11 protein-coding genes are annotated in these 19,283 nt (G+C 58.8%); 1 reads left to right on the top strand and 10 read right to left on the bottom strand.

Annotated features, from left to right (window positions below; all coding sequences use genetic code 11):
* Positions 1-69: 69 nt before the first annotated feature.
* The 4 genes from ppdK to MJA45_RS09835 form a co-directional block, all read right to left on the bottom strand.
* Positions 70-2,721, bottom strand: a complete 2,652-nt coding sequence (ppdK, locus tag MJA45_RS09850) for a pyruvate, phosphate dikinase (protein ID WP_315607088.1) — start codon at positions 2,719-2,721, stop codon at positions 70-72.
* Positions 2,718-2,903 carry a GapA-binding peptide SR1P gene (locus MJA45_RS09845; RefSeq protein WP_315607087.1) on the bottom strand — a complete coding sequence of 62 codons (186 nt, stop codon included), beginning with the start codon at positions 2,901-2,903 and terminating at the stop codon, positions 2,718-2,720. Before MJA45_RS09845 ends, ppdK begins: the two co-directional genes overlap by 4 nt.
* Before the next feature lie 165 nt (positions 2,904-3,068).
* A complete protein-coding gene (locus tag MJA45_RS09840) occupies positions 3,069-4,037 on the bottom strand; it encodes a pectinesterase family protein (protein WP_315607086.1) in 969 nt (322 codons plus the stop codon).
* A gap of 36 nt (positions 4,038-4,073) precedes the next feature.
* On the bottom strand, positions 4,074-4,925 hold the full coding sequence (locus MJA45_RS09835) for a helix-turn-helix domain-containing protein (RefSeq protein ID WP_315607085.1): 852 nt from the start codon (positions 4,923-4,925) through the stop codon (positions 4,074-4,076).
* 126 nt (positions 4,926-5,051) lie between these two features.
* On the opposite strand from MJA45_RS09835, the gene MJA45_RS09830 reads away from it, so the two are divergent.
* A complete protein-coding gene (locus MJA45_RS09830) occupies positions 5,052-6,197 on the top strand; it encodes a Gfo/Idh/MocA family protein (protein WP_315607084.1) in 1,146 nt (381 codons plus the stop codon).
* Between the two features lie 204 nt (positions 6,198-6,401).
* Here MJA45_RS09830 and MJA45_RS09825 read toward each other — a convergent pair whose 3' ends face one another.
* The 6 genes from MJA45_RS09825 to MJA45_RS09800 form a co-directional block, all read right to left on the bottom strand.
* Positions 6,402-9,701: an FIMAH domain-containing protein gene (locus MJA45_RS09825; RefSeq protein ID WP_315607083.1), complete on the bottom strand. Its 3,300-nt coding sequence runs from the start codon at positions 9,699-9,701 to the stop codon at positions 6,402-6,404.
* Positions 9,702-9,978: 277 nt separating this feature from the next.
* Positions 9,979-12,465 carry a glycosyl hydrolase family 95 catalytic domain-containing protein gene (locus MJA45_RS09820; RefSeq protein WP_315607082.1) on the bottom strand — a complete coding sequence of 829 codons (2,487 nt, stop codon included), beginning with the start codon at positions 12,463-12,465 and terminating at the stop codon, positions 9,979-9,981.
* A 14-nt stretch (positions 12,466-12,479) separates the two neighbouring features.
* Positions 12,480-13,634 (bottom strand): glycoside hydrolase family 88/105 protein, encoded by a 1,155-nt coding sequence (locus MJA45_RS09815; RefSeq protein WP_315607081.1) that lies wholly within the window; start codon positions 13,632-13,634, stop codon positions 12,480-12,482.
* A gap of 27 nt (positions 13,635-13,661) precedes the next feature.
* Positions 13,662-14,804, bottom strand: coding sequence for an oligogalacturonate lyase family protein (locus MJA45_RS09810; RefSeq protein ID WP_315607080.1), 1,143 nt, complete (start codon positions 14,802-14,804; stop codon positions 13,662-13,664).
* A gap of 64 nt (positions 14,805-14,868) precedes the next feature.
* Positions 14,869-16,923, bottom strand: coding sequence for a glycoside hydrolase family 65 (locus tag MJA45_RS09805; RefSeq protein WP_315607079.1), 2,055 nt, complete (start codon positions 16,921-16,923; stop codon positions 14,869-14,871).
* A 38-nt stretch (positions 16,924-16,961) separates the two neighbouring features.
* Positions 16,962-19,244 carry a helix-turn-helix domain-containing protein gene (locus MJA45_RS09800; RefSeq protein WP_315607078.1) on the bottom strand — a complete coding sequence of 761 codons (2,283 nt, stop codon included), beginning with the start codon at positions 19,242-19,244 and terminating at the stop codon, positions 16,962-16,964.
* Between the last annotated feature and the right edge of the window lie 39 nt (positions 19,245-19,283).

Here is a 19,283-nt window from a genome sequence, read left to right as displayed (position 1 = left end):
TGGGATGCCCGCTTCTCATTATAGTGGACATCCCTCCCGGCCGGAAGAACGGAAAAACAGGTGACTTACTTACTTGAAGGTAAGTGCCGCTGCCTCCTCGATGGCCGCTTGGGCGGCGGCAATCCGGGCCATCGGAACCCGGTACGGGGAACAGCTGACATAATCCAGCCCGGTCCGGTGGCAGAAGCCGATCGATTCCTTATTGCCTCCGTGTTCTCCGCAGATGCCGGTTTTGAGCGAGGACTTGCGGGCTCGCCCTCTCTCCACGGCGAGCTCGATCAGCTGGCCGACCCCTTCCGAATCCAGCACCTCAAAAGGATTGCGGGCCAGCATCTTCTTGTCCAGGTAATGGGACAGGAACTTTCCTTCCGCGTCGTCCCGGCTGTAGCCGAAGGTCATCTGGGTCAGGTCGTTCGTGCCGAAGGAGAAGAAATCCGCATGCTCGGCGATAGAGCCCGCCGTCAGAGCGGCACGGGGGACTTCAATCATGGTTCCCACCCGGTAAGGGCAATGCGCCCTCATGTCGGGACTTAGAACCTGTTCGGCAGCCTGCTCCACCAGCCCCCGCAAAACCTTCAATTCGCTTACGTCGCCGACCAGCGGAATCATAATGTCCGGCTGGACCTTGATACCTTCCTCGATACACCGTGCCGCCGCCTTGAAGATGGCCTCCACCTGCATGTCATAAATTTCGGGATGCACGATCCCGAGCCGGCAGCCCCGGTGCCCGAGCATCGGATTCACTTCGTGTAAGGACTCCGCCTTGCGGATCATGCGCTTAAGTCTTTCCCGCTCCTCCGGGGAACCGGACTCGTCCAGCCGCCGCTCGAGCTCTTCCCTTTGGGGAAGAAATTCATGGAGAGGCGGATCAAGAAGGCGAATCGTCACCGGCAGCCCGTCCATCGCGCGAAAGATTCCTTCGAAATCATGCTGCTGCATGGGAAGAAGCTGGTCTAGTGCCGCCCGCCGTTCCTCTTCGGATTCCGCCAGGATCATGCTGCGCATGACCTCAAGCCTGGCCGGAGTGAAGAACATGTGCTCCGTCCGGCACAGGCCGATTCCCTCGGCTCCGAACCGGCGGGCCGTTTCGGCGTCTTCGGGATTGTCCGCGTTGGCGAACACGCGGAGCCGGCGAATGTCGTCCGCCCACTGCAGAAGGGTAAGCAGTTCCCTGGTAGCGGATGCTTCCTTAAGCGGGATGCGCCCCGGGAAGACCCTGCCGCTCGCGCCGTCCAGTGTGATCCAGTCTCCTTCGCGGAGCACCTTGCCGCCGGCCTTCAGCTCCCCCCGCTCCAGGTCGACGGCCATCGCCTCGCATCCACAGACGCACGGCTTGCCCATCCCTCTTGCCACGACGGCCGCATGGCTGGTCATCCCGCCCCGGGTCGTCAGCACCCCCTCGGCCGCCACCACCCCATGGATATCCTCCGGGGTGGTTTCGGGGCGCACGAGAACCGACGGCTTGCCTTCCCGGCGCCATGCCTCGGCGGTATCGGCCTCGAAGGCGATTCTTCCGACCGCCGCACCCGGGGAAGCGGGAAGCCCCTTTACCCAAACCTCGGGAACCGCCGCCTCGTCGATGCCCCTGTGCAGAAGCTGCTCCAGATGCGAGACCTCGATGCGCTGAACCGCCTCCTCCCGGGTGATCAGCCCTTCCTCCACGAGGTCGACCGCCAGCTTCAGGGCGGCCTGCGCCGTTCTTTTGCCGTTTCGGGTCTGAAGGAGATACAGCTTTCCCTTTTCGATCGTAAACTCGATATCCTGCATATCCCGGCCCGTTCGTTCCAGCTGCCGGGCTGCTTGTTCCAGCTCCCGGTAAATCTCCGGCATCCGGCTCTTGAGGAGGGAAACCGGCTCGGGTGTACGGACCCCGGCCACGACATCCTCGCCTTGGGCATTAAGGAGATACTCCCCGAAAAGAACCTTCTCCCCGGTGGATGGATGACGGGTAAACACCACACCGGTTCCCCCATCGTTCCCCCGGTTGCCGAACACCATCGCCTGAATGGTAACCGCTGTGCCCTGATCGTCGGGGATGCCGTTAATTTTGCGGTAGACTTGAGCCCGCCGGTTGTTCCAGGATTGGAAGACCGCTTCGACGGCCAGCTTAAGCTGCTCGTATACGCTCTCGGGAAACGCTCGGCCGGTATGCCGGAGCAGCCCCTCCTTGTATTCCCTCACGAGCCGGCGCCACGCGTCGCCGTTCAGATCTTGATCGCTCTCCACCCCTTCCTGCTTCTTCAGCCGCCGTAGCATGGTTTCGAAGTGGATCGATTCCATTCCAAACACCACTTGTCCGAACATTTGAATCAGCCTTCGGTAGCAGTCGTAGGCAAAACGCTCACTGCCGGTTAAGGAGGCTAACCCCTCCGCCGTTTTATCGTTAAGGCCAAGATTAAGAATCGTATCCATCATGCCGGGCATGGAGGTGACGGCCCCCGAGCGAACCGAGACCAGAAGCGGGTTATCCGGGTCTCCGAACCTCTGGTTTCTCTCCTTCTCCAACCGCTCCAAGGCACTCTGGATTTGCTGCTCTACAGCGTAAGGCAGCCGCCGGCCCGCCTCGAAAAAAGCATGGCAGCCGCTTGTTGTGACGGTAAAGCCGGGGGGGACCGGCAGCCCGTTTCGGTTCATCTCCGCCAGATTGGCCCCTTTGCCTCCGAGAAGAGACTTCATGGCTGCGTTTCCTTCTCCAAAATCATAAACCAGCTTCAAGGTCATTCCTCCTCCCCCTCCATTCCCGCCGATTCTTTGGCACAATTCTCACGGCTGCATATCCCGTAGAACCGTTTTACTCCATCCGTAGGCAAAGTAAACAAGACATCCAGGCAGTTTTTACAGATGACTGTTCCGAGCTCCATTCCCGTCTGTTCCTCTTGAGTCACGCGATTAGGATTATACATAATAAGCCTCCTTCGGTTAATAACAACCTTATTTAGGATGATTTCATTATAATAATACGTCTTTTATATTTCAATATGTCGTATTAATTATTTTTTCTCTTCTCTATGGCAACAAGAAAAAGACCGTCTCCGGACAAGACGGCCTTTCCCTACAAAAATGTTCTCTTATTGTGCCTCCGCTGAAAAGGGATCCCAGCTATCCTCCCCCTGCAAGATCCCCTGTACCGTAAAAGCCTGGGCTTCTTCCTCCGTCAGCTGTCTGGACCAAGCCACCCTGGATTCCGGCTTCGCCCCCGGTCCTGTACAACCGGCTTCCGCGTACCGGACGGTCCCTTCGCTCTCCGGCTTGTTCCAGTTGTCCCAGCCCTCCGGCCGGATGTGGGGCCCCATCCAGCAGCGGAGGAAAACCGTTTGGGCATGGTTTCTCCACGGCCTCCCCAGGTAAACGGATGGAGCCGGGGCACTGCCTGTGAGGCGGCAGTCCAGGAACACATACCCGAATTCCACCCCTTCCGGTGTGGAAGCCGCGGTGATCCAGCCGCTGCCCGTCGAATGGATTTCGCACCTCAGGAACAGCGCCGTCGCCGACCCGAAGATAAAATCGACGTCGCCTTCGATATAGCATTCCTCGTACAAGTGGCGGACATGACACCTCGGCAGAGTATCCCCGGGCCCGCCAAAACGGGAGCGGTCCATGGGCTGCTCGGGAAGCGGACCCGTGAACAGGGTGTCTTGGCGGCCGGTGAACCGGCAGCGGCGGGAAACGGCCCGATCTCCGTCCACATAAGCGGCAACCGCCTGCCCCACTTCCTTTCCGCTCCCCGCCGTGTTGGCGAAGGTCAGGTTCTCTGCGGTAAAATCGTCTCCGCCCAGGAAGACCGAGTACGAATTAAAAGTATGATAAGGGGTTCCGTCCGGATAGTTCTTAAGCGCATAATCGCTATACTCGATAACCGTTCCTCCGGCGCTTTCCCCTATCAGGGTGACATAAGGCTTGTCGATGTACAGCTTCTCCCGGTATAGGCCATTGCGGATATACAATAGGCGCGGCCGGGAGGCGTGCTCCGGCAGCCGGTCGACGGCCTCCTGAATGCTTGTATAATCGCCTGTTCCATCCTGTGCAACCGTGATCATAAGGAACCGCCTTTCTCCCCCGCTTTGGCTAGGGGGCTATCGATTCTGAAATTTCAACCGGTATTGATGGGGGCTGATGCTCATCTCGTTCTTGAACACCTTGCAGAAGTGGGATGAGTTGGGCAGGCCGACCCGGGCCCCGATCTCCGGAATGGAAAGCGCCGTCTGCATCAGCAGCATACACGCATGCTTGATCCGGGTGGCCTGCAGATAGGCCATGACCGTCGTGCCCGTCGCCCTCTTGAAGAAATGGGAAAGGTGGTAGGGCGACATGTGCAGCGCCTTGGCCATCCGCTCCAGCCGGACCGGCTCCTGGTGGTGAGCCTCCACCCATTTCATCGCTTCCTCCGCACGGTCATGGTGGTCCGAATGGATCCGGATCTCGGGGCTCGGAATCCCCGGCATTCGGGTCACTTCCTTCAGGAAATTCAACAGAAAGAGAATGTGGCTTTCGTTCATTTCACCGGAGGAAGGCTCCCCGGATTGCGAAAAACGGGAGAGGAGCTCCGGGAGAGGATTCCCCGGCTTTAATCGGTAAACGGGGTCGCTCCGGTAACCCGTCTCGGTTATTTTCTGAAACGCGGTCTTCAGCAGGGGAAAGACGGCAAGGTAAGGCTTCAGCAGGCCGGGAGCAAAAATGACCGGAGTCCGGATAAATGGCCGGCCCGGCCCCACGTCCACCTGAATCCGGTGCAGCTGAAAGGGCCGGAAGACGAGCAGCGTATCCGCCTGGATCTCGTACGTTTTTCCTTCCAGAATAAGCTGGCCCGTGCCTTCGTGCACATAGGTAAACTCCGCCTCCCGATGGGAGTGAAACACCTCCTTGAACTCATGACGCGAGGTGCGGCGGTATTCGAATTCCAACGGACCGCTCCCTATGGTTTTCATGTTAGCCTCCCCTCGTCCCTTTTTGTTCATTATAGCAAGATTCGAACATTTTTTCGCAAGATTTCTTCATAAATCGAACCGGCCTTCGTTTAGGATGAAGAAAGCAAACGAAAGGATGACCTTCCCATGATTAGAGTAGCTATTATTGGCGCGGGGGCTATTACAGCCGCCCATATCAACGCTTATCTGGCCTTTCCGGAGAGATGTACCATTGTCGGGGTTGCCGACATCATGCCGGGCAAGGCCCAGGAGCTGGTCGAACGATACGGACTGAAGGCCAAAGCCGTGACCGATTACCGGGAGCTGGCGAATGAGGGAATCGACCTGGCTTCGATCTGCACGCCTCCTTTTACCCATGCTCCCTTGGCCAAAGATTTCATGCGCTTCGGCGCCCATGTTCTGATCGAGAAGCCGATGGCCGCCTCTCTTCAGGAGTGCGATGAGCTTCTCGAGGTGGCGGCGCAGGAGAACAAGCTGTGCTCGGTCGTAGCCCAGAACCGGTATACGAACCCCCTTATGAAGCTGAAGCAGATGGTAGACTCGGGATTGGCCGGACGAATCCTGCACGCGCAGGTGGACTCCTTCTGGTGGCGGGGGTATTCCTATTACGATCTGTGGTGGCGCGGGACCTGGGAGAAGGAAAGCGGAGGCTGCACGATTAATCATGCGGTGCATCATATCGACGCTCTCCAATGGATGCTCGGCCTGCCGGTCGAGGTGCAGGCCATTATGGGCAATACCGCGCATGACAATGCGGAGGTGGAGGACCTCTCCATCGCCATGCTGCGATACGGAGACGGCTCCCTCGGCCAGATTACCAGTTCGGTCGTCCATCACGGCGAGGAGCAGCAGATTGTATTTCAAGGAACGGCTGCGCGCATATCCGCTCCGTGGCGGGTAAAGGCTTCCCTGTCCAACCCGAACGGCTTTCCCTCTCCTCATCCCGAGCTCGAAAGGAAGCTTCAGGAAGCTTATGACGCCCTTCCTCCCTTGACCCACGAAGGCCATGTGGGGCAGATCGACAACCTGCTGCGTGCCATCGAGACGAAGGCGGACGTCTTCATTGACGGGGAAAGCGGCCGTCGGACGCTCGAGCTGATTACGGCCATCTACAAGTCGGCCAGCACGGGCGAGAAGGTTACCCTGCCTCTGCGGAAGGAGGATCCGTTCTATACGAGGGAAGGGATCATGGCCCATGCCACACGGTTCTATGAGAAAAAGAACTCGGTGTATGGGTTCGAGAAGAACAACATCACGGTTTCGGGGACGTAAATGGAATAAGGCATCGGGAGCGTACAAAAAAAGACTGTCGGACTCCGACAGTCTTTTTTTGTATCGTTATGACAATTCCTTGAGCATCACTTGAATGGCTGGCCCTTCCTGTGAATCCCGTCTTCGTTCCCATACGGGTTTCGTTCAACCTTGGTCAGATATCGGCAGTCGGGATTCTGTAGGATTACGAAGGTTAGGCCTTCCTTACTTGGCTTCCTGCCACTGGCGCTTCAAGGTTCCGATGCTGGCAGTCAGCCTGTCCTTGGCTGGAGCAGTAATTTTATCGGCATGAGGCTCGTTGTTCATGTGCTCCAGGAATACATCCAGGCTATGAAGAGCCTGGTCTATTCTTCCCTGCTCCTGATGATGGGCCGCTTGCTGAAGCTGATTGGTCAGCTGGCTGGCCAACGGCTGCCGGACGGCACCGGAAGCGATGTAGCCCTCCAGGCGGGCCTGCACCAAGGCGGCGTTCGTCGGAGTCGTTCCGGATCCGGATAGCGGCTCGCTCACGTTACCGGCGAAGTCGACCGCCCGAATGGAGAAGTCGTAAGAGGCGCTGTCCTCCAGCCCCGTCACCGTGTACGTGTAAGTCTCGCTTCCCCTCTCCCGAATGACTTCCGGAAGCTCGGTTCCATTGATGGAGATCCGGTAGGCTTCCACCCCAAGGTTGTCGGAGGCCGCGGGCCATTGCAGGTCCATGGTGGAGTACGTCGCATTCCCCACGGTCAGCTTGCTTCCTTCCGGCCATACGGGAGTCTGCGAATCCAACTTGACGATCATGCGGGCGACCTCTTCCCGCCACTGCCGGTAGAGCACGGGATTATCGGTAAATGTTCTCTCGTCTGCCGCTACGGCATCCGCCTTCAACAGCGTGCGGGCTTCCGCCAGGAGGCTTTCCTCCTTGCCGGCCGCCGATTCGATGGAACGGCGCAGCATGTTCAGCAGGTTGTAATCCTCCATGCCATCCCGGAAATTCTGAATCCGCTGCGAAGCCAGCGGACCTTCTTGGCCCGGATAGAACAAGGAGCCGTCCCCGTTCGCGTCGCTGATCGTACGCGGATCCCAGGTGCTTAGGATACTGTCGTTCATCGGGCCGCGATTGAGCCACCGGGTGATGTTGTAATACAGGAAGCCATCCACCTTCATCTTATGGGACAGCGGTCCCATGAGGACACGCGTATCGCTCGGCGCATATCCGTTGAACCAGTTGGGGAGCGGATGCTTGACCCCGATGGCGGAGTACCAGTACACCAGATCCCCCCGGGCTTGCGCCTGATCCCGGGCGGCCGGGTCAAAGGCCTGCACGCCGGGAACCCAAATGTCCACAAGACCGGCCAACCCGGACGTTACGCCAAGGGATTTATCCAGGTAAGTCGTCATGATGGGAAGATTCGGAAACTTCTGCTTGATCTGGGTAAACATTTCCTTGGCCAAGGGGAGCTGATCGGCACTGGCCTCGTCAAACCCGTACAGATAAGCCTGGTCGGCCAGTCCGGCTTTTTCGTACTGCTCCATAGCCGCCCCAAGCTCTTGAAGAACCCGGTCAATTTCAGGCTGCCATGTTTCCCGCTTCTTCAGATCCAGGTTCAGCCAGCCGACGTACAGGTAATAGGCCGCAAACTGGCGAAGTCCCCATTTGTCCTTAATTTTCAGCAGCTCTTCCACGGTCGGAGGAGCCTTGCGGTAGATAAGGTCCGGTTCAATTTTGAAGGTTTCCAGGAAATCGATGTACTTCTGATGCATTTGGTCGAATTCCTCTTTCCCGGCAAGGGAGTAGACCATATTCAAAATTTCCGCATTCATGGTAATGGAAGTGGGCAGCTCCGGGCGGTCCGGAAGGGCGAACGGCCAAACCTCCGCACGAACCTCCATTTGCTCGGTAATCCCGCCTTCGGCGGATACGACGACCTTCACCCGGTAGCTTCCCGGCGTTGCCTTTCCATCCGCGTAAAGCTCCAGCCAGAAGGGCTGCATATCGCCTGCCGGAACGTCGACGCTGCTGAGATCGGAACGGATCGGATCGGGAATCCATCCCTCATAGGCGACCGGCCGGTCTTCCGTAGCAGGCAGTGTGTAATGACGAGACTTTCTGATGTTCACCGATCCGAGAGGAGCAATCGACGCCTTCATCAAAGAGCCCAAAGCTTCCTTTCCGTCCGGCCCTACGATGCTGGTCACCCGAGCGTTTACACCTTTTAAGGCCGCTCCGTAAGCCATCACGACCGGCTGCAGGTTTTCATACTCGCCCTTCGCCATGGAAATCCCCGGCTCGGCGGCCGAACACTGGCAGGGCAATTCCCTTGGATAAACCAGGGACATGGAGTCAGCGGTTAACAGGCCAAGCTTGGCGGCCGGACGGGCCGCGCGGGCATCGGCGAAGTTCACCAGACGTTTAAGGGGATAAGTCTGCTTATCGGCTTCACTAAGCAAGGCGGAAACCGCCGTTTGAGTGAGGTCCGGCTGCAGGCTTTTGGCTTCGAGATCGCTCAAACGGAGGCCCAGCTCCTGGGCTTGAGCCCGCAGTGTCTGATCTTCCGGCGCCGAGCCGCCCGGAATTTGGCTGTTTGCCGCTTGAAGCAGGTTCTTGAGATCGGCTATCTTCGATTCAAGTGCGCGGCGTGTCTTCTCCGCATCCAGCCTGCCCAAGATCAGGATAAGGTGCTCCGGGCGGACTTCATAGCCTTTCGAATCCGCGCTCTTCCCGGTCACCTCCAGCCTGAGCTTGTGAAGACCGGCTTCGAGCGGACGGGAAACGGTAAGAGCGGCTAACGCCTTGTCCCCTGCCCCATAATAATCCATGGTACCGACCGATTGCCCGTCCAGCTGCACATTCACCTGCCCTCCGCTTGATGAGGGGATGCCTTCCAGGCGGATGCTATACAGACGGGGGGAGCTTACCGGAAGCTCGAACTCGATGAACGGGCCTGGCTCCGTGCTTTGAATAAGCACCCCTTCCCCTTGGACAGCCGTCTCCAGCCCTGCCGAACGTCCTGTTTCTTTCAGATCTTTGAAGTTGAAGGAATGGTGACTGACGAGGTATAAATCGGTTACGCCCATTTTGTAGTTCGTGGAGCCGGGAGATTTCCCGCTGTATTCGAACTTGATGATATGGGTCCCTTTTTCCAGCTTCATGGCGGTGAGGTATTCCATTTCCTTGGAAGTTCCGTAGAAATCCACCTCTTTCGCCAGCTGGCCGTCGATGCTTACCTTATATTTCGCATAGGAGGTCGCTCTCCAAGGGAGAATGTGAAGATCGTAGACGCCCTCATGGTCGACCGGGAATTCAAAAGCGATAAAATGTCCGGGTTCATTGGCTTCCAATTGCACCGTGTTGTTAGAAGGAAAAAATTTGTAAGCGGTTGAATTTTCGGCTACCTTAAGATCGTTGAACAGCATCGTTTGAAAAAAATTGTTCGTTTCTGTCGGACCCGTTGTGTCTTCGGCTGAAGCGGCCGGCATGCCGCTCACCGCCAAGCTCCCTAATAACATAACGATTAGTGCCACTGCTACGGTTTGGACAAATCCCCTGCTCCTTCTTGACGTCTTCAACCCATCTCCTCCTCAAAATAGATAGCGGTACCATTCCTGTACCTAATTATAGCTTGGCCAGCCACGACTATCTATCCCTTTTTGGAAGAAAAGAAAATAATTTCTAGCCTCATCCTACACAGGTGAGGAGGAATCAACGTCAGCTTCCCCATCAAGGAGGGCTGGAAGGAATCCATGTCACAGCTTACTCATCAAAAAGAGGCTGCCGGGCGGCAGCCTCTTCGGATAACCATCAGGTAGAGAAGGATCCTTGGCAGGCTTGAACCTGCACCTTCTCTCCCCGTTTCATCTTAACGACATAAAAGGACCCGCCCAGCGGGGAGGGCTCTATTCCTTCCCCGCTCCACGTGAAGGGAGGAAACCCGCCGGGAAGCTTGACGGTCGTTTCCGTGTCCCGCTCGGCGGTCAGCTCGGCCAGGAAAATACCGGCTGCGGTGTCCCATTCCAGGCTGAGCCGGCCGGTATAGAAGCGCCAATCGGCCAGCTTCCCCTTGGCCAATCTATCGGGAAGGGCGGGAAGCAGCTTGATCATGCCCGGCTGAACCTGCAGCAGCATCTCCTGAACGGCGTTTACCCAGCCCAGGCTCGCGTCCAGCTGAACCGGAGCAGTGGGCATGGGGAGCGAAGCCCCCATCCCCCTCCAGTCGTTGTGCAGGGTAAACAGGTTCGGCAGCAGGCACGTCCGGGCGAGCACGTCCAAGCATTCCAAGGAGCGGTCTCCGTCGCCCAGCCGGGCATAAATGGCGGCCATATGGGCAAGCGACCAGCCGGTCTGCGCCCCGAGCTCCCGCTTGTCCACCGCCTTGGCAAAAGACTGGAACGCTTCGGGATCACTTTCCCGGGAGATTTCATCTCCCGGAAAGACCGGGTACAGGTGGGACAGATGGCGATGGGCGTACCGGTCTTCAAAATCCGGATGGATCCACTCGGCGGCGGCCCCTTCGTCATTGATCCGGTAAGCCGGCAGACGCTCCAGCATCGCCCTCCACTCGGCCAGCTCCTCCTCCCTGCAGCCCGAGGCCCTCCCCGCCCGGATGAGATTGCGGAGAAGCTCCTTCACGATCGCCACATCCATCGTGGCATTGATGGTCGTCGGCATAGGATGGGCTAATGGCTTTCCGTCTGCGGGCATATGATTCAGCGGCGTATTTTCCGGGGAGACGGAAGGATACAGCTTGTACTGCCCGTTCTCCTCCTGCACCAGGAAATCCTTATAGAAGGCGAGCACCTCCCGCATGAACGGAAAAGCCCTCTCCTCCCGAAAGCCTTCTTCCTCCGTAAAGCGGGCGTATTCCTCGAAATGCCGGGCCAGCCAGCCCGCGGCCCCCGTCCAGTTGAGAATAACGGGGACAATCTGGTTCGGCACCCCGACGCCCGCCGTCGTTCCGGCAGGAATATAGATTCCCCCGCAGCCGTACAGCTTCCGGGCATTTCCGCGGAAATCGTCCATTAGTGATTCATAGTAGCGGAAGAGAGGAAGAACCAGCTCACTCAGGCCGCCTTGGTGGGCGTGCCAGTACATCATCTGGATGTTCTCGTTCGCCATATGATGGCTCCAGACCAGCCGGTAATCCCCGCCCCACAAGCCGTAAAGCCCGAAGGGTCCGGCCTCCTCCGCCGTAGAGGTTCCGCTCAGGAACAAATACCGGCCGTAAGCCCACAGCTTGCGGATGAAAGCGGGAGGGGCTTCCCCCTCGTAAGCGTCGGCCAGCCACTGCTCACTGGTCCGCTCCTCCTCTTCCCCTCCGAGCTCGAGCGAAGCCGACCGGTACAGCGGCCGATGCTGCGCTGTGTGACGCTCCAGCAGGTGCTCATAGAGGGAAGAGAAGTGTCCGCCAGCGCTTTCCTCTTGAAAGGCTTCTCCTCCCTCGGCGGACCCCGTCGGCCGGATCAGGCCGGCGAGTTCTTCCTTCAGCCTTTTCCAATCCGCCTCCCGGCTCCCGGCGGCAAAAACTTTCACGAGCACGAGCACCCGGTCCGCCCTTTCGAAGCGGAGCCGTCCGGCGGCGGGCGTGCAGGAGCCGCCTTCCGGGAGAAGGAGCATAACCGCTCCGAAATCGGTGCCGTCGTCGTTGGCCGCCGCATACCAGGCGTAGGGGCCTTCCGCCCCGGTCTCGACCGTGCTCTCCAGCTCCCGGAATTCCGGAGTATCCGCCCAGCGGTCACTCGGATGAAGCTCCAGGCCGATTTCGCCGGAGACTCCCTTCCCTCCGGCTTCGCCGATGCGGTAGACGAGGCAGTCGTCGGCCCGGGAAACGAAGAGCACGCGCGAATACCGGTGCTCTCCGTCCTTCCAGGCCACGGTAATCTGCCCGCTGTCCATATCGAGCTCCCGCCGGTAGCTTCGGAAGGCCTGCTCGCCCGGCATGGTCAGCCGGATGGCGGCAAGCGGAAAACGGGAGGCGAGCTTCGTCCCGTAGCCTCTCTCCTTCAGTGCATCGGCAAGCTGCCAGCTGGCTTCGAGGTACCGCTTCTCGTCCATCAGCCGGCGGGTCTCCTTCAGCGTAAAGCTGACGTCCGGCAGCTCGTCCCGCTGTCCCCAATGCCACAGGCCGGCATGGTTCAGCAGCACCGTTTCGTCCTGCACCCCGCCGAAAACGGAGGCTCCGAGGACGCCGTTGCCGGCGGGCAGGGCCTCCCGCCACAGGTTCCGCCACCAGGAGGCGGGATACCTCAAGGTCACCTTGTCCTCCCAACGTCCTTCTCTGTGCGGTTTCATAGCGGTGGTCTCCTTCAAGTGCTCTTAATTTTCTCCCCTGCTTCTGCAAGCCTCTCCATCTCGATGCTGGCCAGGAGGAGAGGAGCCACTCCCATCAGCACGTCGCTGACCACCGCTTCGCTCAAGTAATACTCATAGGAGCCGTCCCGGTATTTGCGTCCTCCGAGGCCCGCCCCGTGGCAGATTCCATGCAGGTGAACGCCCTGCTCATCCTCCGTCACGAAATGCTTAAGGATGCCTTCGTAAGCCCGGCGGACGACACTTTCTCCGATTTCCGCCAAATAGCGTAGACGGATCCCCTTGGCAAGCGCATAGGTCATCATGCAGGAGCCGGAGGCTTCCAGGTAATTCCCTTCCCGTCCGTTCTGGTCCATCACCTGATACCAGACGCCGCTCTCCTGATCCTGAACGCGGACCATCGCATTAGCCATACGCTCGAAAATGCCCATGAGCTGCCCCCGCTTCGGGTGATCGGAGGGAAAATGCTCCAGCGCATCCACAAGCGCCATCGCATACCAGCCCATCGCCCGTCCCCACACATGCCTCGAACGACCGGTCTCCCCCTCGCACCAGCGCTGCTCCCGGCTTTCGTCCCACGCATGATGAAGCAGGCCCGTCTGAGGGTTGCGGGTCCGGCGTTCCACCAGCAGAAGCTGATGAGCCGCCTCATCGAACCACTTGTCCTCCTGGAACGTGAGGGCGTATTCCGCCATAAAAGGCGAAGACATGTACAACCCGTCGAGCCACATCTGGAACGGGTATATCTTCTTGTGCCAGTAACCGCCCTCCTCGGTACGGGGCTGTCCCGTCAGCTGGGTGATCAAGTGCCGGGCCGCCTTCCCGTATTTCTCCTCGCCGGTTTCGCGCCAGAGGCGGAACAGGTTTTTGCCTTTGTTGATATGGTCGAGGTTATAATCCTCCAGCGTATAGCCTGAGATCGAGCCGTCCTCTTGAATGAACACATCCATATGCCGCTTGAGGAATTCCGTGTACCTGGTTTCTCCCGTCCAATCCCCCAGCCGGCCCAACGCCGTTAGGGCCATGCCCGCCACGTATCCCCACTGGTTCGCTATCTTCGGATGGTAGCTGTCCCGGCTTCCGGCCAGGATGGCTTCTCCTACTTTGACGGACAGGGGGGCTTGAGCGGTCAGCTGCCTTGCCGTTTCCATGGTCTGATGCTCCTTTCGATTGATGGATTAAGGGGTGAAGAGAGGCAGCGAAGTGAAATCCTCCGGAACCTTCACGAGATACAAGTTGCCGTACCCGTTCTTATCGCTTGTAAAAAGCACCCGCCCGCCGGACGCATCAAAGCGCGGATGGGCGTGCACCTTCTGCGAATGAAAGCTGCAGCGGAGCTCGCACAGCATGCGCGGCCCTTCGTAGACGCCGTCGTCGTTCTTGCGCCACAGGCTGAGCGTCTTCACGGCGCCTTTGCCGTCCACGATGGCCTGGCCCAGTCCGTCCGCATACCCGTGCCACGTGTCGAAGCCGAATTCCTTTTCTTCCATCCCCGTATTGTCGTGCCGGATGCTTCCGAAGAAGTTGGTCCCATCGGCGCGGAAGCCGTGGTAACCGATGGTCTCCCCGTCCGGGAAGAAGAACTCATGGCCCACCTTCTCTCCGGGCTCCAGCCGCTCGCGGATCCTCCAGGCCTCTCCGGTTCGCGCATCGAGTCCCCATATCCGGTGATCCACCAAATGCCAAGGGCCTTCATGGCAGAACGTAAGCAGCCAGGGCAGCTTTGGGGAAGAGTTGATATGGGTAATGAACTTGTTCGCTTCATAAACCTTAGCGGCACCGCCGGAAGCGGCATCGACGCGCACGATCATGCTGTGAGGCGCCGCCTCCATAAGCTCCCGGTGCCCGACATATCCGTTCCCGAGATCGAGACGGATGCGGTGGGACAAGTCCTCCTGAACGCAGGTCCAGACGGTCTCCCCGTCCGCTCCCCCGCTGATGTTGCCGAGGTGGTACCCCTCGGGGGCTTCGTAAAGGAACGTCTCCGCCAAGCTCCCCAGGTCGAGACGGAGAAGCCTCCGCCCGAGCTTGACTATGGCGGCGCTGCCGTCCGGGAGCAGGCAGGCGTCCAGCTGGTCGTTGTTCTCAAACTCGGTGAGCTGCGTGATTTCCCCGCTTTCCACTTCCAGGCTGTACAGGTTCGTGCTGTTTCCCCGGTCCGATACGAACAGCAGCCGGCGCTCCCCGTCGTACCAGCCGCTTTCGGTAAAATACAAATGATGGCTGTGCGCTTTATAATCCGTCAGCTGGACTACCTCCAGGCCGGTAAACCGGTCAATTGCCGATTTCCGCTCCGAGGGCCAGCGGGTTCCTTTGGCCATGCGTAACGCTCCTTCCGTGATAAGCCGGGCTATCGGCTGTGCGGCGATCAGCTCCCGGCTGCATCTACAGCCAAGGCTTCAGCCCCTCCGACTTCACCGACCAGCTTCCGTCATGCGGAAAGCCGGGATTCTCTGTTTGCGGACCGCCTTCCCATCCGGCCGCCATCATGGCGATGGCCGTCAGCAGTCCGCCGTTGCCGGGCAAATAAGCCGATAACCCCGGGCGTTGGTAATTGTGACCATTGGTCAAATAAGTATTTTTGGCGGCGTCCATCAAGAGGAAATCCACGGCCAGATCTGGCTCGCCCAGGCGGGCCGCCGTCATGGCGCACATCGGAAAATCCCAGCCCCAGGCGGAGCCCCACTTCCAGACGTCTTTTACTTTTAGAAGCGTATTCCGCATGATCTCCCGGTCAATGAGTGTCCCAGGCAAAATTCCCAGCGCTCCGACCATGGAGGGATGGTCATGGTTTTTGGCGGTAAACGTATCCGGGCACCACTCGTGAGCAAGGTAGACTCCATCGGCATGAGGAGGCTCCGCCATAGCGCCGGCCACTTCCCCCCAGGAGGAAGGAGGCTCTTCTTGAAGCCGCTCCGCCCAGCGGATGGCGGTCTCCAGCCCGTATTTCCAATATTCGAGCTCATAGGGAGGGTTTTTGCTGCCGGCGAGCGGGTGGCATTCCTGGGCGGGAATGAGCGGCGGCCCCAGATCATACACCTTCTTTTCTTCATCCCAATGGGCATAAGAGACCATAAAGTCCGCCGAGGCATACACGATCTCGCGAAAGCGTTCCAGTAACTCCCGGGTCGGATTCGCTTTGTAGCACAGCTCGGCGAGGGCGATCGGATGCGGCTGCTGCCAGATCAAGCCCGGGGCGACGGGAGACGGGCAGTGCTTGCCTTCGAAATCGACCATTTTGGGCCAGCGGGCGCCCTCATAGCCCTGCTCCGCCGCAAGCTCCCGGGCCACGGGCAGGATGCGGGTATACCAGTCCATGCTCTTCAGCAGAAGCTCCTTCCTTCCCCAGAGCGGGAAGTGAGCGGCGTGCCACCAGTGCATTTCCAGGTGGCTTTTGCCGAACCAGCTGTTGTACATCAGGCCGGTTTCCTGTGGCGGAAGGGAGCCTCCGCTGTGCATCGCGCATAGAAATTGGGAGAGCACGACCCGGCGTTCGAGCTCATAGGCTCTCGGATCCGGGCTGCCTGAGAAATCGACGGCCGCCCCGTTCTGCCAGAACGCTTCCCAATGGGCGGCGCTGGCGGCTATCACCTCATCCACCGGTGCGGTCCGCGGGGATTGGGGGGCGAACCCGACGCAAAATTCCAACGTTTCCCCCTGCTCTGACATGTGGAAAAGGGTAAACTCGTGGGGACCCGTGCGCTCGAGCCTGCCGGAGCTCCAGCTCCAGCGCACCTCATAGCGGTCCTCGTCCATGGTCCGCTCCAGAAGCGCTTCCTGACCGCCGTCTTCCAGAAGATTAGTTTCGTGGCGGTCGTCGTTCCCCCAATCGGGAAACACCGATTTGGCCCAACCCGTGTTCGTCATATCCGGAGCGGGAAACCGGATAAACACCTGCAGCCTTCCCGTGCCGATCAGCTTCGATTTCACCCGGACGCCTATCGCATCAAGAGAGGGATGGCACGCCGTTATCACCTGGACGGGAACTCCTTCGACCGTGTATTCACTGGTCAGGACACCCGACCATAGATCCAGCTGCTGGCGGATGGAGGCTACATCGGCTGCCTCGGCTGCCTCTCCCGATTCCCTTAGAAAGCGAAACGAAAGCCGCCCGAGCTGAAGCCGGTGGGGATTCATCCGCAGCCAGTGATAGGCTTCCGCCTTCTCCCCCGGCTTCATGGGATACCCCACGAGCCGGCCATGTGTTTCAAACGGCTGGAACTCGGCGTCGTGGTACTCATACCGGTCCCTTCCGCCCGTGTAATGCCAGCCCCAATTGGACTGGGTGCCGAGCGGGACGTCGTACTGCTCCGGAAACGACTGCAGGCCGGTAATGTCGGCACTGAAGGCAAATTCCCCGTTACCTGTCGAGAAGGGAGACAAAGGGTCCCATTTGGTAAGCTCGGGGTTATGCCGCGTTACAATTCGTCGTCTGTCCATGGTTCCTCCTAGTCGTTCCGCCGGGTTTCTTCCGGCTCTTATTCGAGCATCGCATCCATGCGGGTCCTCATCATGTCCCGGTATTTCCCCGGGGTAATGTCCTTGAATTTGCGGAAGCTTCGGATAAAGCTGTTTTCATGCTGGTACCCGACCATCAGGGCGATGTCCGATATTTTGGACTCGGTCTTAAGCAGAAGCTCCGCCGCTTTCTCCATGCGCAGACGGGTCAGGTAGTTATAGATCGTTTCCCCCGTCTCCTGCTTGAACAGCTGGCTGGCAAGCGATCCGCTGATGCCCGCCTCGTCGGCAATTTCCGGAATGCCGATCGGTTCGCCGAGATGCTGCTTCATGTATTCGATCATGCGCTGGCAGGTCAGAAAATCCTTGCTCTGGACGAGGCGGTGATAGCGCTGGACAAGAGGCTTGACCCGGTGAACAAGCTCCTCCCGGATGTCGTCCAAATCGAGCGTGTCCAGCCTCTCGCTCGGGTAGTCCGCAGCGGAATCCTCCTCTGCCTGCCGGAGCTGCTCCACGCTCTCAAGAGCGGTGCGCAGATAAGACAGGGCCGCCGTCGGGTACCCGTACTGGCTGCGCACCTCTTCTATGATCCGGCCCGCCGTTTCCAGCGCCCCGGCTTCGTCCCCCGACTCAATCCTTCGCGTCAGCTCCTCCACCAGGCCTCCGTCCCCTACCGGCTCCCGGACCTCATGGCCCGACACCTGTCCGAAGGGAAGCAGCTTGCCGTAGCCTTCATACAGCCGGTACGTGAGCGCATTCTTCGCTTCGAGCAGCGCTTGGGGAAGCCGGGCGATTTCCGCCTGGGGCGTGCTGATGCCGATGGAAACCTTGAACTTGAGGAGACGGAAAATCACCTGAATCGCTTCCTCGAGCTTGCGCCCGGGCTCCATTCCCGCTTCACGCGGCTGGAGCAGGACGGCCAGCTTGTCCTTGCCGATATCGGCGCAGAGGACCCGCCCATTCTGCTCGAACAGTTCGCCCACAATGTTGGCGGCGGCGAACTTAAGCAGGGATTGATCCGCGCCGGAATAAGTCCGCGCCCACTCCCCGTACCGGTCGATCGACAGAATGGCGGCCGTCACGGGCTCGGGGGTCCAGTCCGCGAAATACCGGCTCCACTTCTCCTCCATCTCCCGCTTGCCCGTGATATTGCCCGTATACATGTCATAAAGCAGCTTGGAGGACGCTTCCGAAAGCGTTTCCCGGACCAGCTGCGACAAATGGGCATGATTGCTCAGAAGCTCGCCGGCGAGCTTCTCCAGGTCGATTCCTTCCGGCTCCGCGGATTTGCGGCTGTAGTCGCTGAACAGCTGCTTGAGCCGGCGGACCGGCCGGAAGGAAGCGGCATTGATGTAATAGATCGTCATGCCTCCGAGCGCAAGCGCAGCCAACGACACGATCAGAACGGCGTTGCGTACCGTTTTGGACTTGGCGAGCAGGCTGTCCTGTACCACGATCGACACGTATTTCCAGCCCGTCACCGGGGAAACGAGCTGGTTGACGAGCAGCTTCCGGTTCTGGTGCGTAATGTCCCCGCTTCCGTCCTCCCGGAGTTCCTTCAGCGCCTGGCGGATGGCCGATTCATCGAAATCATAGTTGGAAACGGAATACAGCACCTGGTCCTCTTCATCGATGATATACCGCATGCGGTTCAGGTTGTTTAACACGGGGGGACTGAGCTTGGCAAACAGCTTGTCGTCGTTGAGATTAACGGCAACGATTCCCTTGAACTGGCCCTGAATCATGATTTTGCGGAACAGGGTGACCCCCGAGCCTTTGCCGCCCGCCCCTTCCGGGACCTCGCGCTTCTTGATGACGGTCATTTTGTCCCCGAATTCGTCCGCCACTCCGACCCATTCCGAATCCACGAAAGTAAGCCTGCTGGAGCTGTAGCCTTGCGGAATGGAAACGAAGCTCCCTCTCGTCCTGTCGTACACATAGATGCTTTTGATGGAGGTGGAATTGCTGATCAGGGTGGAGAGGAACTGGTACAGCTGCGAGATGTTCGCGTATGACGTTTGGGCCTCGCTCGTCAGAAAGGTGTAAATATTCTGGTTCAAGGCCACTTGAATGGCGACCTGGTCGCTTTCCTTGATCGATTCGTCGATTACGTTCATGTTAAGTTGAAGCATTTGGCGCTGCGGCTCGCTTAATTCTTCCTGGAGCACGGATTTCGAAGTATAGTAGGAGGTCAGGCTGACCGCCAGAATAATAAGAAACACCGAAACGGTCAGAACAAGAACAAGCCGGGTCTGGGTATTCGCTAAGTTGTACCTCAGCCATTTACGGATGGATGGCGTCACGTTGAGAGTCCCACCTTATTAGGAGATTCTAGTATTATA

The organism is Paenibacillus aurantius, assembly GCF_032268605.1.
In the GTDB taxonomy this organism is placed as follows: domain Bacteria; phylum Bacillota; class Bacilli; order Paenibacillales; family NBRC-103111; genus Paenibacillus_AO; species Paenibacillus_AO aurantius.
This window is presented reverse-complemented; position numbering and strand designations above follow the sequence as displayed.